A 25945-nucleotide genomic window follows, 5' to 3' on the forward strand; every position below is an offset into this window, starting at 1 on the left:
TTCCAAAGCCTGTCATTACGGGGCCTTTAGCCGACCTCCGATCTCGTTCCGAGGCATTCTGTGGCTCTGATTTCGACACTTCTTCGACAACTTTGACATGCTCGCTGAACGCCGTATGATCGACCGCAACAGAGCCAAATCCCCTCCTGGTCTTGCACCAGTGACGATTTGGCCTTTTTTTTGCCCGTAGAAAAGTAGCGCTATGGATCAGCCTGCCCCTCCTCCGTCGTACCTATTCAAGTCGGGATAGAAACCACTTTTTCTACTGATCAAGAGTTATTGAAGGCAAGCACGGCCGGTTGCGGGGCGGGGCGGGGCGGGGCGGGGCTTCAAGCCTGAAGGTTGCTGGCTCATTGCGTGGCAAAGCCTGTCGTTATGGGTTTCGAGCCAATCGCCAATGTCGATTTAGGCCAGTTTGTGCCAGTGGCTTCGACACTTTTTCGACACACTAGAACTGGCAACTGAGGAACCCCCTAGATTTAATTTCAGGCTTCCTAAATCATACTCAAATCGAAAAATCTGAGTCTTCGTGTCTGTTGTTAGGTTTTAGTTGAAGTTCAAGTTTTTGTGCATGCCGGTCTGCACAACACTCAGCCTTGCATTTTGGACAGCGAGCAGTAAAAGTGCAGCCACCAGCTCCCTCAGGTGAATGCATAGATTTGATGTTTCTTCTTACGGAGTAGCGATGCCCGCACGCACAAATGACCATGCCGCTTTCAATTTTGCACTCCGAAATCCTTGAAACCTCTTTCATTCCTTCTCCTAATTACCAGGTCCTGCTCGGCTGATAAATACGCCTAGCTGGCACTGCAAAAATGTGGCGCTTATTAAGTCTCTAAAAAATTTCGATAAGATCAGAAGGCTTTTCGCGGGTCAAGGATTCCCGCCCTCACCTCGTCAATTAATATCTGATCGAATATCTCCTTGCTTTTAAAGTGAGCCTTTAGATACAGGGGAGGAGAGGATAAGAAAATTACGCCCGCAATGGCCTTGCAGATTGAGAGGCAATAATAATTCCAGGACTCAAAATCTTCTTTGCTAATTACAGGAAAGTGAGAGAGCGCATGAACACCTGACATATGGTCAAGGCTCGCAGAATGAGTAAACTTGCAAAGCTCAGCATAGTCAGACTTCAGTCCAAACAAAAACTTTTCTCTCGCTCCGAAAAATGGCTTCGTGGTTTTCGCAACAGCAAAAAGCCGAAAAACGCTAGTAGTTGTCAGTGCTTCAGAATCAAAAAAACCAGCGGAAAACCTAATAAAATTCTCAATGCTGCTCCTGAGTGACATGTGCGCTGGCTTATATGCACCATGAATGCAGCAAAAAAGACCATTTCCAATATCTGATACAGACTCTCTAAAATAGCTGATCAGCTCACTTTCTGACTCCAAAGTCTCCCCATCAATAACCAGCGCTCCTTTTGTAAGGCTGTGGTTAAATTGCGCCCACACATTCAGCATCGAAAAGTAGCACTTATGCGCCTTTTTGAGCTCAACATTCTCAGAGGAAGCGGCTCCTTCCAGAGAGTACCTTTCAAGATATTTTGTAAACTCTGCAAAATCGGAAGCTGTCGATCGACTCATTTCGCCTAGGACTCAAGAAGATCCTGAATTGTTTCATTCCAAGAGAAAGTACCCTCTCTCTTCTTGATCGCCATCTGCTCGATTCGATCCTCGTTTCCAACTAGCTTCTCCAGTGCTGATACGAGATGCGTTAACTTTTCCTCATCCAGCATATCGGTCTCAACAACTACCTTGCCAATAATCTCATATCTTGAACGTTTCTCAGAACGGCTCATTTCCAAGCCTAGAGCATTGGCCGCAAAGTCAACAATGTCCTCGTTCTGAGGGAAAATTTTCTTATCTTGAAAAAGGCGCGGCAAAACACCGATCAAGAAATGCTTATTAGGGTCGCTCGATTTGTAACTCTGGCCAACACTACCCCATTGCTGATAACTATTTATATTGCTTCGCAAAAGGTTCGCGGCCTCTTTAAGGCTCTCAATTTTCAACCCTTGAATTTGCCAAATCAAATCATCAAGGGCCATCGAGGCCTTTTGTAGTCGAACAACTTCACGATCGCGATTAGATTGCTTGAGCTTTGACACCTTCGACCCCCTTGATAATCTTATCGACTATATCATTTAGCTTCTTCCTGAGGCTGTAGTCCTCCATAAGCAAAATGAATGGCTGCTCAAGTTGCTGGCGCGCTAGATCTGACTTTTTGGGGAGGTGACACTCAAAAACATATTTTTTCCAAAACTCGTTCCCTTTCAGACTTCGCATCGCCTCACCAAAAAGAACGCTATCGGGCCGCTCAACCATTGTCAAAACAACCCCGAGGCATTTCAAATTTAGCGAATAGCTCCTTTTTCTTCTTTCAATTATAGTCCTGAGCAAGTCAATTCCTATAAGGGAAAGCGGATCTGGTTTCACAGGGATAATATAGTAGTCAGATGCGATAAGAGCGCTTGTCATCCACGTCGAGGGCGTCGGAGGCGTATCAATAATTACGTAATCAAAACCTTCCGCAGCGAGCTTTTCCTCTACGAAGCGCTTTAACGAAAACTCTCTCCCCTCTCCGGCAACCATTTCCAGCCTATACAAGTCTATGTTGCCCGGAAGGATCCACAGGCCATGCGCTTCCTGTAACTGGATATCCTCCAGATTTTTAGGCTTGCTTGCCTCCACACCAGAGACAACACTTGCAATTGGCCTCTCATCTGAATCGAATATATCGACCGCAGTATCTGCCCCTCTCTTTAGGAGTTCGACATATTCGGCGCCGCTAAATAGGCACTGAGTTGCATTGAACTGGGGGTCTACATCAATAACGGCGACCTTCTTGCTATGCATTCTTGCGAGGCAGTGAGCAACATTTAAGGCCAAAGTTGTTTTCCCCACGCCGCCCTTCATGTTGACAAAGCTAATAGTCTTCACTGCATGCTCCTTTCTGACTATCCCTATCGTAATTCAACTTATTTATAATTATTTGTACTTTCTTCTCATCCGTACACCCAGCACTTTGTATCGCGCACCAAGTCAAAATTTCAACAAGCTTGGCTCTGTATTAGGGATGAGACGAGTTTGTACGGGCATCTTCGTATGCGGGACTCGTTTGGCCGATCTCGGGAGCAATCTGCCCGCTAGCCAGCCAAAGGGCGTACTGCGGGAACGCCTTCACAAGTACATCGATTTCTTCCGTGCTGACCCGCACAGCGCCTTTGCTAACACTCCGCCAACGGTCGTGATTGCCCCCGCCAAGCTCGCTGGCCTTCTTCGGACCAAGCAGCTTGATCAATGCTCGCGCTCTATCGCCCGCTGTCTGCATAAAACCGTCTTTCACCTTGCGATCTGGGCAATAGATTCCCAGATCGCCATTCCGTGGGATATAGTTTCCCTCGTGGGAAATATTTACCCAGAGGATGAAGGCGGACAGGCCTTCAAAACAGCCACGAATAGTGACGGAACGAGCATGGAACTGGAAGAGCTCTCCCCGGCCAATCTGGCCGGCCCGCAACAGGACGTAGAACCCATCGCCGCCTGGGCAGATCGCAACGGCGTCACCTGCGACACCGCTCGCGCCTGGGTGTATCGGGGAATCATCCCCTCGGTGAAGCTCGGCAAGCTGCGCATGGTGAACTGCGCCCTGCTCCGCCAATGGCTTCTGGAACAGGAGTGGACCGCATGAACGGCAGCAATCAACCCCTCAACCTCAACAACCTGCCCGCCGGCCACTACGACGCAGTGTGCAGCCCGGAAGCCTTCGCCAACATGTGCGGCGTCTCCGACGACACCGTGATGGGCTGGATCAAGACGGGCACCATTCCAGCCGTAAAGGTGAAGAACTCCCAACTGGTGAACCTGGAGCGCCTGTGCCAGGACCTGGAGCAGGGCAAGGACCTGTTTGCCGAGGGGGACTATGCCAATGACTAGCCCTCGCTTTGTGGTGAACCCAGCCACTGCTGCATCCCTGATCGGTCAGACCGTGATGGTGGAGCTGGTCCTGGAAGACGAACCCGAATCCCTCTGGCGTTGCTTCCACATCGTCGGGCTGGTAGCACCCATACCGGGCCTTGTGAAGGAAGGCCACTTCCTGTGCTTCAACGCGCTTCAGGAAGAGCAGTTCCCGAACGAAATCTTCTGGTGTGACATCCGCACCCTCACCACGCTGCACCGCCGCCCGCTGGAAGGCGCCGACCAGCCTTCCCCCGTGCTCGGCGGCCTGATCCGGTCAGGGGCCGCGCTCCCGGCTCGTCGGAACAGCTCCACCGTTCCGGCGAACGGAAGCACGGGCGCAGCGCACCCTTGACCGTACTCCTGCCCGAACAGCCTCGGCTGGGGAGTGTGGGGCAGCTTTTCCGCCCCGCGCTCCCGAGCCCTCGGCGGCAAGAGCGGGATGACAAGGGCGGCGCCCTTGGTGTTTTCAGTGTCCTGCTTTGCGCCTTGGTCCTCTTCGCTGCACTGGCCTCGCTGCCCCGGGTTCAGTTCCTGAACCCACCTCCCCCGCTGGAAAGCCTGCTGTTCCCCTGCTGGTCAGAAGGCCACTTCCCCACGATCACCTCGATCAGCCCTCCCCGGGAACTGTGTGAAAACCCGAGCGCACACGCGTTTTGCACGGATACGCGCACAGCGCGTACCGCGCAAACGCGTGAGCGCGGGAGGGCTCCCGCGTGCGGGTGGGACCCGCGCTCAAGCGGCCTGCGGGACGTCCCTGTAGCACGTCCTATCAACGGCTTAACGCCGTTTCAATTCGTGTCATTTCATGGAGTTTGACGACATGAGGAAAGCTGTAGACCAGATTCGCGTCGATTTGCAGACCGGCCAGGAGTGCCGGAACTCCCGTCTGTTCTTCGACCCGAAGGCGGCCCGGATGACCAACCTGTCGAAGGTCCGCCTGTTGGGCTGCCGCGTGGATACCGTGCGCCAGTTGTACCGGGGCATGGTCCGGCCCGAGGTGCTGGCCCTGTTCGAGGAAAGCGGTCTGGTCAGCTTTGCCGGGCACCAGTGGCATGCCGGGCGCGTCAGCCGGGATTCCGGCTACCAGTACAAGCTGCAGAACAACGACCTGGGCTTCGTGCTGCTGCTGAAGAACTTCAACGTGAAGGCCGACGTGATCGGTGCGCACATGAAGATCGAGGTCAGCCCGCATGCCATCCAGTCGAGCCCGCCCGACGTGCTGCAGGAGTGGATGGACCGCTTCGCCACGGCCGCCTTGCAGTGCATGGAGGCCAACCAGTGCGCCGTCCACCTCGCCCTGGACGTACAAGGCTGGCAACCGCCGAAGGACCTGATGGACCGTCTGCTCTGCCGCGCCCGCACCCGTCGCAGCATCACCGGCATCAACGAGGTGTTCTATGACGGGGAAGCCGTGTCCTACGGCAACGGCCAGTCCTTCCTGTTCGGCTCCGCCTCGGGCATGCAGCTGGCGATCTACGACAAGACCCTGCAGGCCTACAGCATCGACAAGCTCGACTACTGGCAGTCGGTGTGGAAGACCATGGACAACCCCTTCGCCCCGGACGACGACCAGAACTACGACGCCAAGGCCCCGGTGTGGCGCGTGGAGCTGCGCTTCCACCACTCCATCGTCCAGCAGTTTGCCGACGGCTCGGCCAGCATGGACACCGGCGCCATGATCGACAGCCGCACCTACCGCGACCTCGCCCCGCACCTGGACGGGCTGTTCCAGTACGGTCTGGAATCCTTCCGCCTGTGCTCCAGCAAGGGCGTGTTCGATGCGTTCTGGACCCTGCTGCGCCAGAACACGAAAGTCTCCGTGCCGGCTGTCTCCCTCGCTGGCCGTACCCACTACAAGCGCCACTACAAGACCTCGCAGGGCTTCTCCGGGAAGAACGTGGACCTGTTCATCGGCAACTTCATCAGCCTGGTGGCCCGTGAACGGGTTGGGGCAAAAAAGGCCTTTGCCAGCCTTCGCAACTGGGAGTGCTGGCCGGTGATCCGTGACCACTACGCCCACAAGGGCATGGATGAGCGGGCCCTGTACAAGCGCATCAAGCAGCTCCTGGAGGAACGCGTCGTCCGATGGGGGCGTGCGGTCTGATGGCCATCGAGCAACTGCCGGATGGCCGCTGGAAAGTCGATACCGAGCCCATCAAGGGTCGCCGCTTCCGCAAGACGGTGAAGACCAAGGCCGAAGCCCTGCGCTTCGAAGCCACCTGCCGCGCCAAGTGCATCGAAACCCCGGACTGGTCCCCGCGGCCCAAGGACACCCGACGGCTCCTGGACCTGATCGACCGCTGGCGCCTACTGCACGGCCACGCCCTCTCGGATATCTACCGCACCGAGCTGGTGCTGCGGCGCATGGCCGAAGACATGAGCAACCCCATCGCCAGCCGCCTGACCGGCGCCCACTACACTGAGCATCGAGCACGACGGCTGGCTGCCGGTGTGAGCGGCAAGACGGTGAACAACCAGTTGGGCTACCTGTGCTCGATGTTCAACGTCCTGGAGCAGCTCGGGGAGATTGATTACCCCAACCCGCTGGCGAAGGTGAAGGTGCTCAAGCTCCAGGAGCGCGAACTGACCTACCTGAACCCGGAGCAGATCGGGGTGCTGTTCAAGGCCATCCAGGAACACTGCCGCACACCGCATACGCGAATGGTGGCGACCATCTGCCTGGCTACCGGATGCCGCTGGGGAGAAGCCCAAGGGCTACGCCCTGAGCGCGTGAAGGATGGTGCGGTGCACTTCGTGAACACCAAGTCCAAGCGTCGTCGTTCAGTGCCAATCGACATCGCCCTGCAGGACAGCATCCTGGAACACTTCGACCGTCACGGCCTGTTCAGCAACTGCCGCGACAGCTTCGACTTCGCCGTGAGAATGTCCGGCCTCGATCTACCTGCAGGTCAGAAGAGCCACGTACTGCGCCACACCTTCGCCTCACACTTCATGATGAACGGCGGCAACATCCTCACCCTGCAGCAGGTCCTGGGCCACGCCTCGCTGACCATGACCATGCGCTATGCACACCTCGCCCCGGACTTCCTCCGCGACGTAATCAGCCTTGGGCCGATTCGGGATTTTCGACACTTCTTCGACACCCAAGCCGAAACGGCGCCGGGCCAATAGCTGAAAGCCCCGTATTCCGGGGCCTTCAGAGAGAAAATTGGCGGAAGGCAGTGGGAGTCGAACCCACCCAGGAACGGCTGCCGTCCCCCACCGGGTTTGAAGCCCGGCCACGCCACCGGGCGTGCTTGCCTTCCATGACTCGTGCTCAGGGGTCGGACGCTTGGGCTAGCGCAGAGTCTTCCCTGATCTTGCGTTGGTCGCCGATGCGGCGGGTGAAGCCGATGCGGTCGAAGTATTCCAGTAACTGGATGCTGCGCTTGCGGCCGATGGCGAGATGGTCGCGCCAGACAGCGGCTTTGATGCTGCCGCTTTCATCCTGTAGTTGCCGGGCCAGTGTAGCCAGTTGGCGGATAGTCGTGTCCGGGTAGAACAGGTCTTTCACCACCTGATGCAGCAGGCCGAGGCGGGCGAGTTTGCGTTCCAACAGGCGCATGGCGCCCTCCTCAACCGCCAGCTCCTTGGCCAGGTCGCGAACCCAGGGCGGGTCGTATCGACCGGCCTCCAGCAGCGGCCAGATGCGCAGGCGCAAGGCCTCGTCGGCTTCGTTCAACTGCACGCGGTGGTCCGGCAGGTGCAGCCAGGCGCCGCTGGCTTGCACGGCGCCGCTGGCGAGGTACTGCTCGAGCAGGGCGATGAAGACGGGTCGTTCCAGTTCAGGCAGGGCGTAGCGGCGCAAACGGTCGCGGTCGGGGCCGAGCTCATCGGGGAGTTCGGCGTGGAAGCGGGCCAGGCCGTCGAGCAGTTGCTGTTCCAGCGCTTGCCAACGTTGTTTGGCGAACAGTCGCAGGCCGATGCGGGTGGGGATTTCTACCGCGTCGGCGGGCAGCGCCCAGCCGACGCGGGGGTGGTTGAACTGCCGCTCCAGCAACTGCGGGTCGAGGCCATTGCTGGCCGTGCTGAGCAAGGCCGGCAAGGCGGCTTCCAGGCCGTCTCCGCGCAGCGCTTGCAGTTGGGCCAGTCGCTCGGGCGTGCGCCGATTGCGCGCAGGTGCGAAGGGGTCGAGCACACGGCCGCCGCCGAGGGTGCGCTGGGCGGACTGGTCACGCAGCACCAGACGGTCGCCGTGTACCGCATGGGCCGGCGCATTCAGCAGCAGTTGGGCGAAACTGCGGCGGCCGGGGGCAAGGCTGGTGCCCTCCAACAACGCCACGCGACCGGTGACGTCCTGAGCGCCCAGGTGAATGTGCACCGGCGTCCAGTGGGCGAGGTCGTGGGGCTCACTGGGCAGCAGGCGCAGGTCGATATCCACACGTGTGGTGGGCGCCAGCAGGGCCGGGGCCAGTAGCCAGTCGCCGCGATGAATCTGTTCCAGGTTCAGGCGGTCGCCCGTGATGTTGAGGGCCACGCGCTGCCCCGCCTGGACCTCTTGTACTTGCTGGTTGCGTGCGTGCAGGCCGCGTACGCGCAACGTTCGGCCAGAATGGCTGAGGACCAGCTCATCCCCTACCTTCACTCGCCCGGCAAAGGCTGTACCGGTGGCCACCACACCCGCACCGGAGACGCTGAAGGCGCGGTCGATTGGCAGGCGGAAATATCCGTCAGTGTCGCCCCCGGTGCTGCGCGCCGCTTCCGCCAACAGCGCCTGGCGCAGCGTGTCGATCCCCTGTCCGCCAAGGCTGTCCACCGGAAAGATTTCAGCACCTGCCAATGGCCCCGGCGCCAGCAGCGCCGTGACCTCGGCTCGTACCTGGCCCACACGTTTGGCATCGACACGGTCGAGCTTGGTCAGCGCCACAACGGCCCTGCGGACACCCAGCAGTTCGGCAATGGCAAGGTGTTCACGGGTCTGCGGCATCACTCCGTCGTCGGCGGCCACGACCAGCAGCAATAGGTCGATGCCACAGGCGCCGGCCAGCATGTTGTGGATGAAACGTTCGTGGCCAGGCACGTCGATGAAGGCAGTAGGTTGGCCGTCACCGAGGTCCGCATGCAGGTAACCAAGGTCAATGGTGATGCCGCGCTCGCGCTCGGCCGGACGGCGGTCACCTTCCAGGCCGGTTAGGGCCTTGAGGAGTGCTGTCTTGCCGTGATCGATATGGCCTGCGGTGCCGACAATCACTCAACGGCCCCCTGCAGTTGCGGCAGTTGAGCGAGGAAGGCGGGTTCATCGTCGAGCTGGCGCAGGTCGAGCCAGAGGGCGTCGTCGTCGAGGCGACCGATCACCGGGATGGGCAAGGTGCGCAGGTTTTCTTCCAGCAAGCGCAGCGCTCGGCCGCGCAGGCGCTTGGGTTGTTGTGGGCGCAGGCAGAGGGCTGCGCTGGGCAAGCGTGCTACCGGCTGCGCACCGCTACCGATCATCCCGAGTGCCGGCACCGCGCTTACCAGCCAGCCAGCCCCAAGTTGCGCAGCCACCTGTGGCGCAAGGCGCTCGGCCTGAATCTGGATGTCCTGTTGCGAGCGGCTTAGCAGGCGCAGGGTGGTGAGGCGCTCGGCCAGGCGTTCCGGATCGCGATACAGGCCAAGCACGGCCTCGAGGGCAGCGAGGGTCAGCTTGTCCACGCGCAGGGCGCGCTTGAGAGGATTCTTCTTGATTCGCCCGATCAGCTCCTTGCTGCCGAGGATCAGTCCTGCCTGAGGGCCGCCGAGCAGTTTGTCGCCACTGAAGGTGACGATGTCAGCGCCGTCTCGCAGGGCCTCTTGCACAGTGGGTTCCTTGGGCAGGCCCCAGCGGGTGAGGTCCACCAGCGTACCGCTCCCGAGGTCTTCCAGCAGGGGCAGGCCATGGGCGTGGGCGATGGTCGCCAGCTCTGCCGTGGGTACGCTGGCGGTGAAGCCTTGCACGCTGTAGTTGCTGGTGTGCACGCGCATGAGCAGGCCGGTGCGCGGGCTGATGACGGCCTGGTAGTCCTTGGCGTGGGTGCGGTTGGTGGTGCCCACTTCGACGAGTTTCACACCGGCGCGGGCCATGATGTCAGGAATGCGGAATGCGCCACCGATCTCGATCAGTTCGCCTCGGGAAATCACCCCTTCCTTGCGTGCGCCCAGGCTATTCAGCGCCAGTAGCACCGCCGCGGCGTTGTTGTTGACCACGGTGACTGCCTCAGCACCCGTGAGCTCGCGGACCAGGCCGGTGATGAGGTCGTCGCGGTCGCCGCGTTTACCACTGGCGAGATCGAACTCCAGGTTGAGCGGGTAGCGTGCCGCCAAGGTGATGGCTTCGATGGCTTCATCCGGCAGCAGGGCGCGGCCGAGGTTGGTGTGCAGCACGGTACCGGTGAGGTTGAACACTCGCCGCACCCGGCTGGAGTGGGCGGCGGCAAGGCGCTCGCCAGCACGACCGGCGAGTACGGCATCGGTCAGTTCGATGGCGGCGAGCTGGCCATGACGCGCCGGCTCGCGCAATTCGTCGAGCAGGTTACGCAGGGTCTTGAGCAGGGCCTCACGGCCGTAACGGCGTTGCAGAGGGGCGCAGGCCGGGCTGCGCAGCAGGCGGTCGACAGAAGGCAAGCGAGCGGCCGACATGGGCATTCCTTAGCGCGGGGCATTGGGTCCGTGCTTGAGTCTAGGTGCTTATTCCGATCCAGGGGCCAGCAGGAGGTTGGGCGCGCGGCGCAGATAGCCTTCTTCGCTCAGGCGCACATCGAGGTCGAGACTCGCCAGGTCGTCGGCCTGCGCCTCGGCCTCAGCGTCGAACTCCAGGTAGCACTGTTTGAGGTAACCCTGGCAGCTGGGGCAAGCCTCGGCACGGATGGGCGCCTGTTCGCCCTTCACATCGTCGCGTTCGAGGGAGAGATGGGCGAGGTGCTTGCTCTCCTGGCAATGGCTGCACTTCAGGCGCACGTAGTGCCATTCGCAGGAGCACAGCGAACAGGCCAGGTAGCGCAGGCCGTTGTGCTTGCCGCGATGACGGATCATGCCGCTGACCGGGGGCGAACCGCAGGCCGGGCACAGGACCTTGGCGTCGTTCTCGACAATGGAACCGTCGGGCAGGGCCAGCAGCCAGTGACTGAAGGCGACTTGCAGGGCAGCACCGACAAAGGGGGCGATGGCAGGCGGCAGCAAGTCGAACTGTCCGCTGAGCAGGCCCACTCCCCAGGTTTTGCGTTGGGCAGCATCAGCTTCGCGCAACTGTCGCAAGGCATCGGCGACGGCCGCGTTGGCCGGTGCCGGGAAGCGCTCCAGCAAGGCATCGAGCACGGAAAGCCAGCCATCGGCACGCACCAGCGCCTCGAAGGCGATGGGCGGCATGCCGTGTTCAAGACTGCGGGCCAGGGCTTCGGGAGCCGGGCCGGGCAGTGGCGGCGGGTTGTCCAGCACCCTTTGCTGGGCATCGCAGAGTGCAGCCACCAGCAGCAGGTAGCCGGCAAGTGGATGGCCTTCGGCGAGCTGACGCAGGCGTGCCGCGCGTACGTGGAACAGGTCGCGTCCGGGCAGGTGGAGAAAGGGTGGGATGTTGGCGGCGGCCTCGATCTGGCCGGGCTCGAGTATCTGGCCTGACACGCAGGACTCCTTCAGTGACTGCTTGGGGCTTGTGTGGGGTGGGTGGAGCAACGCGATACCCACCATTTGCGCCTAATTGATGGACATCGCTGCGCTCCACCCATCCTACGAACCTGGTCTGGATCGGTCAGTGCTTGCCGCCCTCACCCTTGGTCACTTCCTTGTACCAGGCGCCATGGTGCTTGCGGGCCCAGCCCTTGCTGACCCAACCGTGGAGCATGGCGCTGATGGAACCCTTGATCCAGATACCTGCATAGATGTGCACGATGATGCTGAGAATCAGCACCCAGGCGGCAAAGGCGTGCAGCAGTGCGGCGAGACGGATGAGGTCGATGCCGAACAGATGGCTGAAGTACTGCCGCCAGATCACCACGCCCGTGGCCAGCAGCACCAGCATGCTGAGCAGCAGCACCCAGAACAGCAACTTCTGACCGGCGTTGTAGCGGCCGACTTCAGGCAGCTTGTCTTCGCGGTTGTTCACCACGTCCTTCCATTGCTTCAGCCATTGGCTATCGGATTTCGCCCAACGGTTGTGGTGGGCGAAGCGCATGGCCAGCCAGATGAAGAAGAGGAACATGGCAACACCGAGGAACGGGTGCAGGATGCGCGTCCAGGGGCCGCCGCCAAAGAAGCTGGTCAGCCAGAAGAGGGCTGGATGGAACAGCGCCAGGCCGGACAATCCGGCGAGGAAGAACAGGATGGCCACCGCCCAGTGATTGCTGCGCTCGGAGGGGGTGTAGCGTTCGATGTCTTTGTTCATATCGGGCTCCGTAACTGGGATCGAGTCCTGCCACCCTCTCCCCAGCCCTCTCCCTGAAGGGAGAGGGGGTTGTCCTGTGCCGCGTTCATTTCGGTGCCTTGGGATCGAAGCTGTGCACCGAAGGGTCGACCTTGTGGACTGCCGAATCACCCCGAGGGGCTTCGTCTTCCTCGACCTTGTTCGGGCCGACCCGCACGTAGTGGAAGAAGCCGAACAACGCCACTACGCCCATTGCCAACAAACCAACGGGTTTGGTCACGCCTTTCCACAGGCTGACCATCGGGCTGATGGCCGGGTCGTTCGGCAGGCCGGCGTAGAGCGACGGCTGGTCGGCGTGGTGCAGCACGTACATGACGTGGGTGCCGCCGACGCCCTGCGGGTCATACAGCCCGGCGTTCTCGAAACCGCGGGACTTGAGGTCGACAATGCGCTCGGCGGCGTGCTCCTTCATGTCTTCCTTGCTGCCGAAGACGATGGCGCCGGTCGGGCAGGTTTTCACGCAGGCCGGCTCCAGGCCCACGGATACACGGTCGGAACACAGGGTGCATTTGTAGGCCTTGTGGTCCTTCTGCGAGATGCGAGGAATGTTGAACGGGCAACCGGTGATGCAGTAACCGCAGCCGATGCACTTGTCCTGGTTGAAGTCGACGATGCCGTTGGCGTACTTCACGATGGCGCCCGGGCTCGGGCAGGCCGCCAGGCAGCCGGGTTCGGCGCAATGCATGCAACCGTCCTTGCGAATCAGCCACTCCAGGTTGCCGGCCTCGTTCTCGTGCTCGGTGAAGCGCATCAGGGTCCAGGTGTTGGCGCTGAGGTCCGCCGGGTTGTCGTAGGTGCCGTGGTTCTGGCCGACCTCGTCACGCAGGTCGTTCCATTCCGAGCAGGCTACCTGGCAGGCCTTGCAGCCGATGCACTTGGATACGTCGATGAGCTTCGCCACCTCGTCCATCTGGCGCACGGATGGCATGGGCGTGGTGGTGGCGGAGCGGGCGATGATGTCTTGTGATGCCATGGCTCAGCTCCTCATGCCTTTTCCACTTTGACCAGGAACGACTTGAACTCCGGTGTCTGCGTATTACCGTCGCCGACGAAGGGAGTAAGCGTGTTGGTGATGTAGCCGGGGCGCGCCACACCAGAGAAGCCCCAGTGCAACGGGATGCCGACCTGGTGCACGGTCTTGCCGTCCACGGTCAGCGGTTTCAGGCGCTTGGTCACCACGGCCACGGCCTTGATGAAGCCGCGGTTGGAGGAGACCTTGACCCGATCACCCGCCGCGATGCCCAGTTCCTTGGCCAGCACTTCGCTGATCTCGACGAACTGCTCGGGCTGGGTAATAGCGTTCAGCCGGCAGTGCTTGGTCCAGAAGTGGAAGTGCTCGGTGAGGCGGTAGGTGGTGGCGGCGATGGGGAAGTCGGCCGCCTTGCCGAACGCTTCCCAGTCACCCTTGAACACCCTGGCTGCCGGGTTGCTGGTGACCTTGGCGTGTTCCGGGTGCAAGGGGTTGCGCCCGATGGGGGTCTCGAAGGGTTCGTAGTGCTCAGGGAACGGGCCTTCGTTCATCTTGTCGAGGGCGAAGAAACGCGCCACGCCTTCGGGGTTCATGATGAACGGGCTCATGCCCGCTTCGGGCGCGACGTCAGCCTTGTAGTCCGGCACATCGGTGCCGGTCCAGGCCTTGCCGTTCCACCACACCAGCCGTTTCTTGTCCGGGTTCCACGGTTTGCCGGACGGATCGGCTGAGGCGCGGTTGTAGAGGATGCGCCGGTTCGCCGGCCAGGCCCACGCCCAACCCAGCGTCTGGCCCATGCCGTAGGGGTCGGCATTGTCACGACGTGCCATCTGGTTGCCTGCGGCGGTCCAGCTGCCTGCGAAAATCCAGCAGCCGCTGGCCGTGGTTCCGTCGTCCTTCAGCACGGCGAATCCGGGTATCTGCTCGCCGGCCTTCAACAGCACCGCGCCGGTTGCCGGATCGGTAAGGTCGGCCAGCGCCTTGCCATTGAACTCGCGGGCTATTTCATCCGGCCCCGGCTCGTGCGGGCGCAGGTAGTTCCAGTCCAGGCCCAGGATGGGGTCGGGGAAAGCGCCGCCGTCTTTCTGGTACGCCGCGCGCAAGCGATGGAACAGGCCACCCATGATGGCAATGTCGGTGCGCGCCTGACCGGGCGGCTCGGCACCCTTCCAGTGCCACTGCAGCCAGCGACCGCTGTTGACCAGGGAGCCGTCTTCCTCGGCGAAGCAGGTGACGGGCAGGCGGAACACCGTGGTCTGGATGTTGGCGGTATCGACGTCGTTGAACTCGCCGGCGTTGCGCCAGAACTCGGAAGTCTCGGTGGCCAGCGGGTCCATGACCACCAGGTACTTCAGCTTGCTGAGGCTTTCGGTGACCTTGGCCTTGTTGGGGAACGAGCCGATCGGGTTGAAACCCTGGCAGAAGTAACCGTTCACCTTGCCCTGGTGCATCAGGTCGAAGTAGCGCAGCACGTCATAGGCCGGCACATCGAGCTTGGGCAGCCAGTCATAGCACCAGTTGTTCTCGGCAGTGGCCGACTTGCCGAACCAGGACTTCATCAGGCTGACGTGGAACTTGCCGTAGTTCTGCCAGTAGGACATCTGCCCCGGTCGCACCGGCTTGGCCGCGCGCTTGTCGATGTAGGCGGCATAGTCCTGCTCGGCATCTGCCGGCAGGGTCAGGTAACCCGGCAGGGAGTTGGAGAGCAGGCCAAGGTCGGTCAGCCCCTGGATGTTGGAGTGGCCACGCAGGGCGTTCATGCCGCCGCCGGGCATGCCGATATTGCCCAGCAGGAGCTGCACCATGGCGCCAGTGCGGATCATCTGCGAGCCCACCGAGTGCTGGGTCCAGCCCAGGGCATACATGATGGTCATGGTCTTGCGCGGGTCGGAGGTCTCCGCGACCTGACTCCAGACCTTTTCCAGTTGTTCCTTCGGCGTGCCGCAGATGCTGCTGACAAGGTCCAGCGTGTAGCGGCTGTAGTGCTGCTTCATCAACTGGAACACGCAGCGCGGGTCCTGCAGGGTCATGTCGGCGCGGACGTAGCCGTCCTCACCCTTGGCGTAGCTCCAGGTGGACTTGTCGGGGTAGGCGCGCTTGGCTTCGTCGTAGCCGCTGAACAGGCCGTCCTGGAAGGTGAAGCCGTCGTTCACGATGAAGGGCGCGTCGGTGTAGTTGCGCACGTACTCGTGCTGGATCTTGTCCTGGCTGATCAGGTAGTTGATCAGTCCACCGAGGAAGGCGATATCGGTGCCAGTGCGGATCGGCGCGTAGTAGTCGGCAACGGAGGCCGAACGGGTGAAGCGCGGATCGACCACGATCAACCGGGCGTTGTTGTGCGCCTTGGCTTCGGTGACCCACTTGAATCCACAAGGGTGGGCTTCGGCGGCGTTGCCACCCATGATCAGCACCAGATCGGCATTCTTGATGTCGGTCCAGTGGTTCGTCATGGCTCCACGGCCAAACGTCGGGGCAAGACCTGCCACCGTCGGGCCATGTCAGACACGCGCTTGGTTATCGAACCCCAGCATGCCAAGGGAACGCACCACCTTGTGGGTGATGTAACCGGCCTCGTTGGAGGACGCCGACGCCGCGAGGAAGCCCGTGGTCAGCCAGCGGTTCACCGTCTGGCCCTGGGCGTTCTGCGTGACGAAGTTGGCGTCGCGGTCGGCCTTCATCAGCTTGGCGATGCGATCGAGGGCGTCATCCCACTCGATGCGCTTCCACTCGCTGGAGCCGGGCTCGCGAATCTCCGGGTACTTGAGTCGGTTGGGGCTGTGGACGAAGTCCAGCAGACCGGCGCCCTTCGGGCAGAGGGTTCCACGGTTCACCGGGTGATCCGCATCGCCTTCGATATGGATGATGTTCTGCGCGACGTTTTTCGCCGCGTCGCCCTGGCTGTAGATGATCAGGCCGCAGCCGACCGAGCAGTATGGGCAGGTGTTGCGCGTCTCGACAGTGCGCGCCAGTTTGAAATGGCGCACCTGGTCGGCGAAAGCTTCCGGGGGCGCTACCCCCAGAGCCGCCAGGCTCGATCCTCCAAGGCCCACGGCACAGACCTTGAAGAACTGACGACGATTCATGTCCATCGTGTTCTCCCTCATCAGGCAGGCCCTGCCCAGTACATAGCTGGGCAGGCACATCCAATAAAAGGGTAGTCAGGTTCGGGGGTAAAGCCAGAGTGCCCTCCCTGGGCCGGCGCCCAGGGCACTCCTGTGGGGGCAACTTCAATCGCCAAGGGCAGCTCAGTTGGCCCCTCCAAACCCTGATGGGCAGCCCTTAGACCTGCTTGGCGAATGAATTCGCCCCTACGAAGCCGTGGCGATTTCGTGCCTTGAATACACAGGGAGCTTCCGAAGGCGAAGGACGCCAAGGACGTTAGTTGTGGCCAGGCAAAACTCTACCCGCTTCTGGGAGACAGCGAAGGACTTGAGCTAAGTGCCAAGACGCTCAAGGGGAAAATGCAGTGACCCTGAAGGCACGTTGCAGCGCCCATGGGCCACGGCGTGGCCCTGGCGGACCTTGAGATTCGGCTTCCGGGAGTTGCTCGGGCATACTTGGCGCCCCTCGAATTCCCCCGGAGATCGCCATGCCCAAGGCCTGGTGGCTGCTCGCCCTGCCCTTCGTCGCCGGTGCCTTCCTGCCCCTGCAGGCCGGCATCAATGGCCAACTGGCCAAGCAGATTTCCAGCGTCATGAGCGCTGCCCTGGTGTCCTTCGTGGTCGGCACCCTGGCCTTGCTCACCGTGGTGCTGATACAGCGCGAGCTGCCGACCCTCGATGCGCTCAAGGGGGTGAGCTGGTGGCAGTGGAGCGGTGGCCTGCTGGGCGCCGTATTCATCGCCACCGCTGCATTCGCAGGTCCGCGAATTGGCGCGCTGCTGTTCATGACGCTGGTGCTGGCTGGCCAACTGAGCATGGCGCTGACGCTGGATCACTTCGGCTGGGCCGGCTTCCGCGAGGCCCCCATCAGCATCGGCAAACTGGCCGGCCTGGCGCTGATCGTCGGAGGCGTCTGGCTCATTCGTCGGGGATAAACGGCAGCGATATCAATCTGATGTCAATGCTGAGAGAGAACGGCTAAGCTCAGCCGACCTCTGCTGTATCTGTGATCACAAAAAGATGACCGATGCCGATCTACCCCATTCCCCAGAGCGGTTCAGCCTCTGGCGCGAAGTGCAGGACACCCGCACACGCACAAGACTCGGCGGCGTCTATTACCTCCTGGCCTGGCTGCTCTGCTGGCTGTTCAGCGCAGCCCCCATGGGACACCTGGCCGTGGGGCTGCTCGGTAGCGGATTCTTCGCCCTGATGCTGGCAGCGCGCCTGCTGCACCATCCACCGGCAGAAGGAAGCGAAGCCGAACTGCAGCACTGGCTGGACCGGCATTGGGGCGTGATCCTGGTTTCGTCCATCGGCTGGGGCCTGGCCCACGCCTGGGTACTGCTGGCGCCCGACTTCCACTCTTCCAGCCTTATCGGCACCCTGGCGACCATCGCCTTCAGTACCGCGATGGCCTTCAACTTCGCCATGCGCCGAAGTCGCGCAATCATCGCCATCCTGCTGTTGTACCTGCCGGGCCTGGTCGTTCTGGGTGTTTCCGCGGACGGTTCGCGTGCCGAGCTGGTCACCCTCACCTTCTACCTCAGCTACCTGCTGCTGGCGCTGAATCGCAGCCACCGCGAGTACGGCACCATGCTCGCCCTGGAGCTGCAGTTGCTGGAGCAGCGCCAGCGTCTGGACACCCTGAGCCGCACCGATGGCCTGACCCAACTGGGCAACCGCTACCAGTTCAACAACCTGTTCCCGGCCATGTGCGCCGCCGCCCAGCGCCACGGGAGCGAGCTGTCGTTGCTGCTGATGGACATCGACTTCTTCAAGCGGATCAACGACGAGCACGGCCATAGCATGGGCGATGCCTGTCTGCAGGCGTTCGGCGAGCGCATGCGCGAATTCTTCCGCCGCGACAGCGACGCACTGCTGCGCCTGGGGGGCGAGGAGTTCGGCGTATTGATGCCCGATACCAGCATGGAACAGGCCCGCCACCTGGCCGAACAGTTCCGCGAGGACCTGGCCAATCGGGGCTTCCAGCTTGGCGACCAGCATTTGCCGGTAACCACGAGTCTGGGTCTCGGTAGCCTCGACGAGCGCGACGCTGGCAGCGCCGAAGCCTTCTTCAAGCGCGTGGACGATGCGCTTTACCGCGCGAAGGCGCTGGGGCGGGACAGGTTGGAGATGGCCCAGGCCGCGTAAAAACACAGCGGGTGATGGATAGCTGGATGCAGGATGGTTTTAGCAGCGCCCAGAGGCCCTTTGGGCGCCTGGCGTGTCGATCCGGGTCATTCACTGATTCGGGCACGTGCGGCTTCCGCGATGCTGTGCGACGCGTTCAGCTGGCCGCCAATGGGGTTTCAGGCCTTCATCGCTGCCAAAGCGACCCGCTGCGGCCGCGGCCGAGGTCTTGGCCTTGCGGAAGTTGGCGATAGTCTTGAAGTCCGGCATCAGGCGTCCGGTCAGCCACATCAGCTCAACGTTGCGCTGTGCCTCGCGTTCGAGGCGGCGACTGGACTGGATGCGATTAAGGTAGCCGAGATGTAGATCTTCAACAGAACAGCAGGATGGTAAGCAGGCCGACCGGTTTCCGCGGGGACGATACCTTCGAAACCCAGTCGGCCAAGGTCGAGTTCATCGTCGAACACATCGCCGACCCGCACCGGGTTGGTGTACGCCACGTAATCATTCAGGCTCTCGGGCAACAGCGTGCTTTGGCCTCGACACTCGCCGGAGATGAAACGCTTCATGGACTGCCCCCGCTACGAAACCCGCCGGCAGCATAGCAAGGGCACGAGCCACGTTTTTACACGGTCTGGGCCGAAAGTTGACCTTGTGGGAGCGTTATTCCCTGTAGGGTGCGCCGTGCGCACCGATTGATTACCGAGGATGAGCTCGGACTCGGTGCGCATGGCGCACCCTGCACGTTAAGCAGAGGGACCTTGTGAGGGCGATTTCAATCGCCGGGCAGGACGCAGTCCTGCCTCGTCATCACAACCTGAACTTGCCCACCTGTTGCGCCAGGTCGCCAGCCAGGCGACTGAGGGTCTGGCATTCCTCCCGGCAACCGCGCACTTCGCTGGCCGTAGCGTGGGCCAGGTCGGCGATGCCCTGCACGTTACGGTTGATTTCCTCGGTCACCGAGGACTGCTCTTCAGTCGCCGCCGCCACCTGGTGGTTCATGTCGCTGATGCGTTCCACCTGGTCGGTGATGGCGCCCAGGGAGGTGCCGGTGCGCTGGCTGGCTTCGACACCGGTGCCGGTGGCAGCCTGGCCGGCGTGCATGGAGTGCACCGCGGTTTCGGCGCCGTGCTTGAGGCGCTGGATCATCTGCTGGATTTCATCGGTGGAAGCCTGGGTGCGGCTGGCCAGGGTCCGCACCTCATCCGCCACCACGGCGAAGCCTCGCCCCATCTCGCCGGCGCGCGCAGCCTCGATGGCGGCGTTCAACGCCAGCAGGTTGGTCTGTTCGGAAATGCCACGGATCACTGCCAGAACCTGGTCGATGGAAGCGACCTGGCTGGCCAGCTCGCTCACCGCAGAAGCGGCGACGCCGATCTCGTTGGACATCTTCTCGATATGCCCGACCGACTCGCCGACCACCTGGCGCGCCTGCAACGACTCGTCGCGAGCCTGCTGCGAAGCTTGCGCGGCAGTGCCGGCATTGCGGGCGATCTCCTGCACGGTGAGCCCCATCTCGTGCACCGCGGTGGCCACCATGTCGGTCATTTCCTGTTGCTGGCTGGAGCGGCTGGCCGTGTTGTCCACCACTTGCGCCACCTGGCCGACCACCTTGTGCAGGCGCTGGCTGGTATCCAGCACTTCGCCGATCAGGCTGCGCTGGCTTTCCAGGAAGCGGTTGAAGCCACGGGCGAGATCGCCCAGCTCATCGGCACGGGACTCGTCCAGGCGACGGGTGAGATCGCCACCGCCACCGCCGATCTCAACCAGTGCCGCAGTGACCTGGCGAATAGGTCGCACCAACCCGCGCGCCAGCACCACTACCAGCAACAGGCAGAGGGCAAGCACACCGAAGCCGGCGAAGCTGCTGGTCCACATGGCCTTGCGCGCCTCGGCGTAGATTTCCGCTTCGGGCACTTCGCTCACCAACTGCCAGCCAAGGCTTTCCAAGGGGCGGGCCAGTGCCAGGTAATCCTCGCCATCGCGGGTGAAGTGAATTGCCCTGCCCCCGGCGGCCAACAGCTGGGCAGCCGAATCGGCACCGAAGACGTCGGCCAGGCGGGCACTGCCGTTCAGGGCGGCGTCAGGATGCACCTTGATGTTGCCTTCGCTGTCCATCAGGAAGACACGCCCTCGCTCGCCGAAGCGGAAGTCGCGGATCATCTCGGACATGGACTGCAGGCTGTAGCCCAGGCCGGAAACACCGAGCGTCTTGCCGTTGCGGCTGATGCGCTGGTTGATGAACAGGGTCGGCAGGCGGGTGCCCTTGTCGATGTCGATTTCCAGCACCCGGTTCCGGTCGCTGTCCACCAGCTTGTAGAACCACTGGTTCTCCGGCTGGCTGCGGTCGATGGTGCGTGCCAGCCCCTGCCCCGTGTAGTAGTGGCCGCTTTCCAGCACGGCGATGGAGGTGGTAGTGGCGTTCTGTTGGGCGCGCACACCTTCCAGGTAGCGGGTGAATGCTTCGGCGCGGGCCGCCTCTTCGCCTTCGGCCAGCCAGTCCTGCACCAGCGCGTTCTCCGCGATGCCGGCGTTGGCGGTAATCGGGGCCGCAAGGGTGCGCTCCAGGGAGTTGCCGATCGCCTGGACGCGGGCGGGCAAGGCTTCATCCAGCAGGTAACGTTCGGTCAGGCGGTTCATCAGCACCGAATAGATGCCAATGACGATGAGGATGCCGGCGAGCAGGGCCGCGCCCATGCTGAATATCAGCTGCCACTGAATACTGCGTTGCCAGAGGCGCATGGAGTTGTCTCCTTGGAGGTCTTGTTTGGGGCGAGACGAGGGCGGGAGATTGTATACAAATTGTTCGACAATAATCCCATTCTTTGCCAACAAGACTTATCGGCGCGCCAGCGAAAACTTGAACGACTGGTCAGTCCGTGACGGCGAACTCCAGACGAGCGGTTTGTCCAGCTTCATCCAGCACGCTCAGCTGGTGCCGGCCGCTGCGCTGGAACTCCTGGTTGAAACCCTCCTCCGCCGCCGTGGCGGTGAGCGGCGCGCCGTCGAGGAACCACCAGCGTCTGCCACTGCCACCGAGGGTAGAGAGCGTGAGGCGCAAGGGTCCGGCACTGCCCGATGGACGGCGCAGCTGGTCACCATCACGCACCCCGACGATGGACAACGGGGCGGCAGGTGGCGGCAATTCTGGCGGGCAGGCCGGGTCCATGATCGGCAGGCGCGCTGCCCGACGTTCACGGCGCGGCAGCCAGGGTTCCAGGGGCGCCGGCCAGAGTACGAGCTCGCGGGCCTTGGCGCCGCTGCAACCGGCGGCTACCTGGCGACCCGCGGCGTCCACCCAGAGGGGCTGGCGCAGCCCCAGGCCGAGCGGCTGATCGGCCGCCAGCAGCGTTGGAGGGGTGGTACCTTCCAGGGTCCAGGCAAAGCGCTGGCGACGGCAGTTCGGATCCCCCTTGGCCATGGGCTGCCCCAGGGGCCAGCAAATGGCGGCCACGCCGACTTCAGACGGCTGCGGGTCCTCCGGTTGGGCAATGCCGCGCTGGGTGTCGCGATTCACCAGCAGGTCGTGCACCTGCAATAGCAGCGGTGCGGCTGACGCCAGGCCGAACTGGCCGGGAACCGGTGTGCCGTCGGGGCGGCCGATCCAGATGCCGATCAGGTAGCGCGGGCCGACGCCAATCGCCCAGGCATCTCGAAAGCCGTAGCTGGTGCCGGTCTTCCAGGCCAGCACCGGCCGCTGGGTCAGCCGCGCACGTGGGTCACGATCCGGCCGCGCCTGGCCAGCCAGGATACGGCGGATTATCCAGGCGGCACCGGGAGACAGCAGGCGCCGCTCCTGCAGCGCATCCTGGGGTTGCAACCGCAGGGGGGCGACGCGGCCCTGTCGGGCGAAGGCGCTGTAACCACTGACCAATTCCTCCAGCTTGCTGCCAGCACCACCGAGGATCAGTGCGAGGTTGGGCTCGCTGGCTGCCGGTAGCGCCAGAGGCACGCCGACATTGCGCAACTCACCGGCAAAACGCTTCGGGCCAAATGCTTCCAGCAACTGCACCGCAGGCAGATTGAGCGACATGCCCAGTGCTTCGCTGGCGGACACCGGGCCGATGAAGCCTGCAGCGAAATTGCCGGGGCGGTAGTCGCCGTAGCGTCGGGGCACATCCTGCAGCAGGGATTCGGAATGAATCAGCCCGGCGTCCAGGGCCATGCCATAGAGGAACGGTTTGAGGGTGGATCCGGGGGAGCGCACCGACTGAACCATGTCCACATGGCCGTAGCGGCGCTCGTCGGCGATATCGACCGAGCCCAGGTAGGCCCGCACAGCCATGCTCTGGTGCTCCACCACCAGGATGGCCGCCGAGGTGCGCTCTGGAAGTCGCGCTCGCCAACCCAGCAACAGGTCTTCCAGCCGTCGCTGCAGGGCGGCATCGAGCGTGGTGCGGATCAGGGGCGGACTACCGGCCGTGTTCAGCCTTCTTGCCAGCAACGGCGCCAGACTGGGCTCCTGCCGTGGCGCCAGCAGCACCGGTTCTTCCATGGCTTCCTGCACCGCACCTTCCGGCCACACCTGGAACAGCGCGAGGCGCCGCAGCACCTTGTCACGCGCGGCCTGGGCGCGCTCGGGATGGCGGTCGGGCCGCAGCCGGCTCGGTGCCTGGGGCAGCACAGCCAATAGCGCCGCCTCGGCCCGCGTCAGCTGCGACGGAGGTTTGCCGAGGTAGGCCCAACTGGCCGCCGCCACACCTTGCAAGGTTCCGCCGAAGGGGGCGCGGTTGAGGTAGAGCGCGAGGATTTCGTCCTTGGACAGATGCCACTCCAGCTGCGCAGTGCGCCAGAGCTGACGCAGTTTGCCGGCGAAGGTCCGGGAGTGCGGATCGAGCAGCCGCGCCACCTGCATCGACAGGGTGCTGCCACCCGACAGCACGCGCCCGCCGGTGAGGTTGAGCCAGGCGGCACGGACCAGGGCCAGCGGGTTCACCCCAGGGTGCTGGTAGAACCAGCGGTCCTCGTAGGTGAGCAGGGCCTCCAGATAGTAGGGCGAAACTTCCCCCTGGCCCACCGGGTAGCGCCACACACCGTCTGCATCGGCGAAGCGCCATAGCGGCGTGCCGTCCTCAGCCAGCACCACACGCGCCAGGTCGTCCCCGGGCAGGGGCAACGGGAACAGGCGGTCGGCGGACCAGAGCAACGCCAACATCAGCAGCGCTATCAGTAACAAGGGCCGGCGCAAGAGTTGCCGGAGTTGGCCTGACCTCATCCACGCCATCCTGGCGGATTCCGGGTCAACCTGAAGGTACCGGGCCATGTCGTCTCCAGGGCAAGTCCGCAGCAGGGAGCAGATGGTCGTCCCATCCGGCCTTCACCACAAGCCACCCCGTTCCGCGAGCTGAGTGTCATCACATCGCCAGTCAAATTTCCGACTCTATCTTGCCGTTCGTCGTGATTTTGACCGCCAGTACTCTTCACCCCAAGGCGCACCTTTACAGCGGCTCGGGCTCCTCCTAAACGAATATCAAACTGACATTACAGTGCTTTGGCCGTCGCTGTAGTCGGTGCCTCTCATCCCCACGGTCCCTTGCTCACTTCAGGAGTCCATTACATGGGTGCTCGCAGATTCCTGCGCGCCGCCATCGGGCTTCGCGCGTCCCGGCCACCGCGGTTGGAGCCCGTTGAGCAGGCGGCCCAGGCCCCGCCTGGTACCACTGACTCACCCTGGTAGAGCCCACAAGACCAATAAATTCAACGCAAGGAATTCAGCATGGCCATCTCCACCGTCTCATTCAGTAATACCCCCCAAGCGAGCGGCGACAGCTTCCTCTACGAGAATCTGGTGCGGGACGGCCTCGACTACATCTGTCTGGATGTCATGGCGAACGACCTAGGCGGCAAGGCCAAGACGCTCTACTCCCTGGACGATGGGGTTACGGCAGATGGCAGCACGGAGACCCGGACGCAGATACAAGCGGACCTGCTGGCCCATGACCAGGATTGCCTCAGCGCCTATGGCGCCCACATCTGGATCGGCCAGGACCCGCTGGATGGGAGGGTCAAGGTTCTCTACGACGCCAGCGCGCTCCTCCAGAGCGAGGAATACCGGAGCCTTTCGGCCGGCGAGTACCTGACCGACAGCTTCACCTACGCCATCCGCCTGGGGAACGGCACCCTCAGTTGGGCCACAGCATCGGTGCGAATCGCCGGCGTCAACGACGCCCCGGCGGTCAGCGGCCCGGTAACCCTTGCGGCCATCACCGAGGACAGTGATGCACGCCTCATCACTCAGGCCGAACTGCTGGCTAATGCCTCCGATATCGACGGTGATGGGCTCACCGCCAGCAACCTGCAGATCAGTTCAGGCAATGGCAGCCTGGTCAGCAATGGCGACGGCACCTGGACTTACACCCCGGCGCTGAACGACGACACTCAAGTGTCTTTCACCTACACCGTCAGCGACGGTTCGCTCAGTGTTTCCGGCAGCGCCAGCCTCGACATCACCCCGGTCAATGACGCCCCCACCACTACCCCGGTGATCCTGACGGCCATCGCCGAAGACAGTGGCGCGCGCCTGATCACTCAGGCCCAGTTGCTGGCCAATGCAGCGGACGTCGATGGACCCGCCCTGACGGCCAGCAACCTTCAGATCAGTTCAGGCAGCGGCTCCTTGGTCAACAACGACAACGGCACCTGGACTTACACCCCGGCGCTGAACGACGACACTCAGGTTTCCTTCACCTATACCGTCAGCGACGGTTCGCTTACCGCCGCTGGCAGCGCCAGCCTGGATATCACCCCGGTCAACGACGCGCCCACCACCACCCCGGTGATCCTGACGGCCATCGCCGAAGACAGTGGCGCGCGCACCATCACTCAGGCCGAACTACTCGCCAATGCCACCGACATCGAGGGCGACGAACTCACCGTCAGCGACCTGACGATCAGCAGCGGCGGTGGCACCCTTGCCAACTATGGCGATGGCACCTGGAGCTACACCCCGGATGAAAACGACGATACCGAGGTGAGCTTCAGCTACACGATCAGCGACGGCGACCTCACCGCCGCCGGCAGCGCCAGCCTCGACATCACCCCGGTCAACGATGCGCCCACCACCAGCGAAGTGACCCTGGAAGCCATCGCCGAAGACAGTGGTTCGCGCCTGATCACCCAGGCCCAATTGCTGATCAACGCAGCGGACGTCGACGGCCCTGCCCTGACCGCTACCAATCTGCAAATCAGCGCCGGTAGCGGCAGCCTGGTCGATAACGACGACGGTACCTGGAGCTATACGCCAGCACTGAACGACGACACCGCCGTGAGCTTCAGCTACTCGGTGACCGACGGCCTGCTCAGCACCGCCGGCAGCGCCAGCCTCGACATCACCCCGGTCAACGATGCACCGACCACCAGCGAAGTGACCCTGGAAGCCATCGCCGAAGACAGTGGTTCGCGCCTGATCACCCAG

At 62.3% G+C, this 25945-nt stretch carries 19 protein-coding genes, 1 tRNA gene and 1 pseudogene; 8 read left to right on the forward strand and 13 right to left on the reverse strand.

Features of this window, described 5'->3' with window-relative positions; genetic code table 11:
- Nucleotides 1–854 precede the first annotated feature (854 nt).
- Genes E8E75_RS04290 through E8E75_RS04300 form a run of 3 tightly spaced genes read right to left on the reverse strand, consistent with a single transcriptional unit; the run spans nucleotide 855 to nucleotide 2939 of the window.
- Nucleotides 855–1583, reverse strand: a complete 729-nt coding sequence (locus tag E8E75_RS04290; RefSeq protein WP_280358094.1) for a hypothetical protein — start codon at nucleotides 1581–1583, stop codon at nucleotides 855–857.
- A gap of 5 nt (nucleotides 1584–1588) precedes the next feature.
- A complete protein-coding gene (locus E8E75_RS04295) occupies nucleotides 1589–2107 on the reverse strand; it encodes a hypothetical protein (RefSeq protein WP_280358096.1) in 519 nt (172 codons plus the stop codon).
- Entirely contained in the window at nucleotides 2085–2939 is an 855-nt protein-coding gene (locus tag E8E75_RS04300) for a ParA family protein (protein WP_280358098.1), read from the reverse strand. The genes E8E75_RS04295 and E8E75_RS04300 overlap by 23 nt, the downstream gene beginning before the upstream one ends.
- 535 nt (nucleotides 2940–3474) lie before the next feature.
- Here E8E75_RS04300 and E8E75_RS04305 point away from each other — a divergent pair.
- The 5 genes from E8E75_RS04305 (at nucleotide 3475) to E8E75_RS04325 (ending at nucleotide 7091) form a co-directional block, all read left to right on the forward strand.
- Nucleotides 3475–3690 carry a DNA-binding protein gene (locus E8E75_RS04305; RefSeq protein WP_280358100.1) on the forward strand — a complete coding sequence of 72 codons (216 nt, stop codon included), beginning with the start codon at nucleotides 3475–3477 and terminating at the stop codon, nucleotides 3688–3690.
- The gene (locus E8E75_RS04310) at nucleotides 3687–3935 is read left to right on the forward strand and encodes a helix-turn-helix domain-containing protein (RefSeq protein WP_280358102.1); all 249 of its coding nucleotides are present in this window, start codon (nucleotides 3687–3689) and stop codon (nucleotides 3933–3935) included. Before E8E75_RS04305 ends, E8E75_RS04310 begins: the two co-directional genes overlap by 4 nt.
- Nucleotides 3928–4311 (forward strand): hypothetical protein, encoded by a 384-nt coding sequence (locus tag E8E75_RS04315; protein WP_280358104.1) that lies wholly within the window; start codon nucleotides 3928–3930, stop codon nucleotides 4309–4311. The genes E8E75_RS04310 and E8E75_RS04315 overlap by 8 nt, the downstream gene beginning before the upstream one ends.
- A 468-nt stretch (nucleotides 4312–4779) precedes the next feature.
- Nucleotides 4780–6063 carry a hypothetical protein gene (locus E8E75_RS04320; RefSeq protein WP_280358106.1) on the forward strand — a complete coding sequence of 428 codons (1284 nt, stop codon included), beginning with the start codon at nucleotides 4780–4782 and terminating at the stop codon, nucleotides 6061–6063.
- The gene (locus E8E75_RS04325) at nucleotides 6063–7091 is read left to right on the forward strand and encodes a tyrosine-type recombinase/integrase (protein ID WP_280358108.1); all 1029 of its coding nucleotides are present in this window, start codon (nucleotides 6063–6065) and stop codon (nucleotides 7089–7091) included. Before E8E75_RS04320 ends, E8E75_RS04325 begins: the two co-directional genes overlap by 1 nt.
- Before the next feature lie 38 nt (nucleotides 7092–7129).
- Here the strand turns inward: E8E75_RS04325 and E8E75_RS04330 are convergent.
- From E8E75_RS04330 to fdnG, 7 genes are all read right to left on the reverse strand, one after another.
- Nucleotides 7130–7225: transfer RNA gene (locus tag E8E75_RS04330), tRNA-Sec, on the reverse strand.
- Nucleotides 7226–7236: 11 nt separating this feature from the next.
- Nucleotides 7237–9150 (reverse strand): selenocysteine-specific translation elongation factor, encoded by a 1914-nt coding sequence (gene selB, locus E8E75_RS04335; protein WP_280358110.1) that lies wholly within the window; start codon nucleotides 9148–9150, stop codon nucleotides 7237–7239.
- On the reverse strand, nucleotides 9147–10553 hold the full coding sequence (gene selA / locus E8E75_RS04340) for an L-seryl-tRNA(Sec) selenium transferase (RefSeq protein WP_153920631.1): 1407 nt from the start codon (nucleotides 10551–10553) through the stop codon (nucleotides 9147–9149). Before selA ends, selB begins: the two co-directional genes overlap by 4 nt.
- Nucleotides 10554–10601: 48 nt before the next feature.
- The gene (gene fdhE, locus E8E75_RS04345; RefSeq protein ID WP_120654356.1) at nucleotides 10602–11531 is read right to left on the reverse strand and encodes a formate dehydrogenase accessory protein FdhE; all 930 of its coding nucleotides are present in this window, start codon (nucleotides 11529–11531) and stop codon (nucleotides 10602–10604) included.
- Nucleotides 11532–11658: 127 nt separating this feature from the next.
- On the reverse strand, nucleotides 11659–12291 hold the full coding sequence (locus tag E8E75_RS04350; protein ID WP_120654355.1) for a formate dehydrogenase subunit gamma: 633 nt from the start codon (nucleotides 12289–12291) through the stop codon (nucleotides 11659–11661).
- 85 nt (nucleotides 12292–12376) lie between these two features.
- Nucleotides 12377–13303: a formate dehydrogenase subunit beta gene (fdxH, locus tag E8E75_RS04355; protein WP_153920635.1), complete on the reverse strand. Its 927-nt coding sequence runs from the start codon at nucleotides 13301–13303 to the stop codon at nucleotides 12377–12379.
- An 11-nt stretch (nucleotides 13304–13314) separates the two neighbouring features.
- A complete protein-coding gene (gene fdnG, locus E8E75_RS04360) occupies nucleotides 13315–16389 on the reverse strand; it encodes a formate dehydrogenase-N subunit alpha (protein ID WP_153920637.1) in 3075 nt (1024 codons plus the stop codon).
- Nucleotides 16390–16889: 500 nt separating this feature from the next.
- Here fdnG and E8E75_RS04365 point away from each other — a divergent pair, with 500 nt between their 5' ends.
- On the forward strand, nucleotides 16890–17336 hold the full coding sequence (locus tag E8E75_RS04365) for a DMT family transporter (RefSeq protein ID WP_120654335.1): 447 nt from the start codon (nucleotides 16890–16892) through the stop codon (nucleotides 17334–17336).
- A gap of 85 nt (nucleotides 17337–17421) precedes the next feature.
- Nucleotides 17422–18552 (forward strand): GGDEF domain-containing protein, encoded by a 1131-nt coding sequence (locus E8E75_RS04370; protein ID WP_153920639.1) that lies wholly within the window; start codon nucleotides 17422–17424, stop codon nucleotides 18550–18552.
- 213 nt (nucleotides 18553–18765) lie between these two features.
- Here the strand turns inward: E8E75_RS04370 and E8E75_RS04375 are convergent.
- From E8E75_RS04375 to pbpC, 3 genes and pseudogenes are all read right to left on the reverse strand, one after another.
- A pseudogene (locus tag E8E75_RS04375) lies at nucleotides 18766–19100 on the reverse strand (transposase); the annotation flags it as partial.
- Between the two features lie 241 nt (nucleotides 19101–19341).
- Entirely contained in the window at nucleotides 19342–21273 is a 1932-nt protein-coding gene (locus tag E8E75_RS04380; RefSeq protein ID WP_120654333.1) for a methyl-accepting chemotaxis protein, read from the reverse strand.
- A gap of 130 nt (nucleotides 21274–21403) precedes the next feature.
- On the reverse strand, nucleotides 21404–23746 hold the full coding sequence (gene pbpC / locus E8E75_RS04385; protein ID WP_153920641.1) for a peptidoglycan glycosyltransferase PbpC: 2343 nt from the start codon (nucleotides 23744–23746) through the stop codon (nucleotides 21404–21406).
- Between the two features lie 501 nt (nucleotides 23747–24247).
- On the opposite strand from pbpC, the gene E8E75_RS04390 reads away from it, so the two are divergent.
- A partial coding sequence (locus E8E75_RS04390) for a cadherin-like domain-containing protein (RefSeq protein ID WP_280358117.1) occupies nucleotides 24248–25945 on the forward strand: 1698 nt, incomplete at its 3' end.

The sequence above is a fragment of the Pseudomonas sp. BN606 genome (assembly GCF_029873115.1).
In the GTDB taxonomy this organism is placed as follows: Bacteria; Pseudomonadota; Gammaproteobacteria; order Pseudomonadales; family Pseudomonadaceae; genus Metapseudomonas.

Excerpts from the sequence above, each read along its gene's own strand:
- E8E75_RS04290 (WP_280358094.1), bottom strand. The coding sequence starts at position 1,583 with ATGAGTCGATCGACAGCTTCCGATTTTGCAGAGTTTACAAAATATCTT.
- E8E75_RS04305 (WP_280358100.1), top strand. The coding sequence starts at position 3,475 with ATGGAACTGGAAGAGCTCTCCCCGGCCAATCTGGCCGGCCCGCAACAG.
- E8E75_RS04370 (WP_153920639.1), top strand. The coding sequence starts at position 17,422 with ATGACCGATGCCGATCTACCCCATTCCCCAGAGCGGTTCAGCCTCTGG.
- E8E75_RS04350 (WP_120654355.1), bottom strand. The coding sequence starts at position 12,291 with ATGAACAAAGACATCGAACGCTACACCCCCTCCGAGCGCAGCAATCAC.
- E8E75_RS04310 (WP_280358102.1), top strand. The coding sequence starts at position 3,687 with ATGAACGGCAGCAATCAACCCCTCAACCTCAACAACCTGCCCGCCGGC.
- fdxH (WP_153920635.1), bottom strand. The coding sequence starts at position 13,303 with ATGGCATCACAAGACATCATCGCCCGCTCCGCCACCACCACGCCCATG.
- E8E75_RS04320 (WP_280358106.1), top strand. The coding sequence starts at position 4,780 with ATGAGGAAAGCTGTAGACCAGATTCGCGTCGATTTGCAGACCGGCCAG.
- E8E75_RS04365 (WP_120654335.1), top strand. The coding sequence starts at position 16,890 with ATGCCCAAGGCCTGGTGGCTGCTCGCCCTGCCCTTCGTCGCCGGTGCC.
- E8E75_RS04380 (WP_120654333.1), bottom strand. The coding sequence starts at position 21,273 with ATGCGCCTCTGGCAACGCAGTATTCAGTGGCAGCTGATATTCAGCATG.
- E8E75_RS04315 (WP_280358104.1), top strand. The coding sequence starts at position 3,928 with ATGACTAGCCCTCGCTTTGTGGTGAACCCAGCCACTGCTGCATCCCTG.
- E8E75_RS04325 (WP_280358108.1), top strand. The coding sequence starts at position 6,063 with ATGGCCATCGAGCAACTGCCGGATGGCCGCTGGAAAGTCGATACCGAG.
- selA (WP_153920631.1), bottom strand. The coding sequence starts at position 10,553 with ATGTCGGCCGCTCGCTTGCCTTCTGTCGACCGCCTGCTGCGCAGCCCG.
- pbpC (WP_153920641.1), bottom strand. The coding sequence starts at position 23,746 with ATGAGGTCAGGCCAACTCCGGCAACTCTTGCGCCGGCCCTTGTTACTG.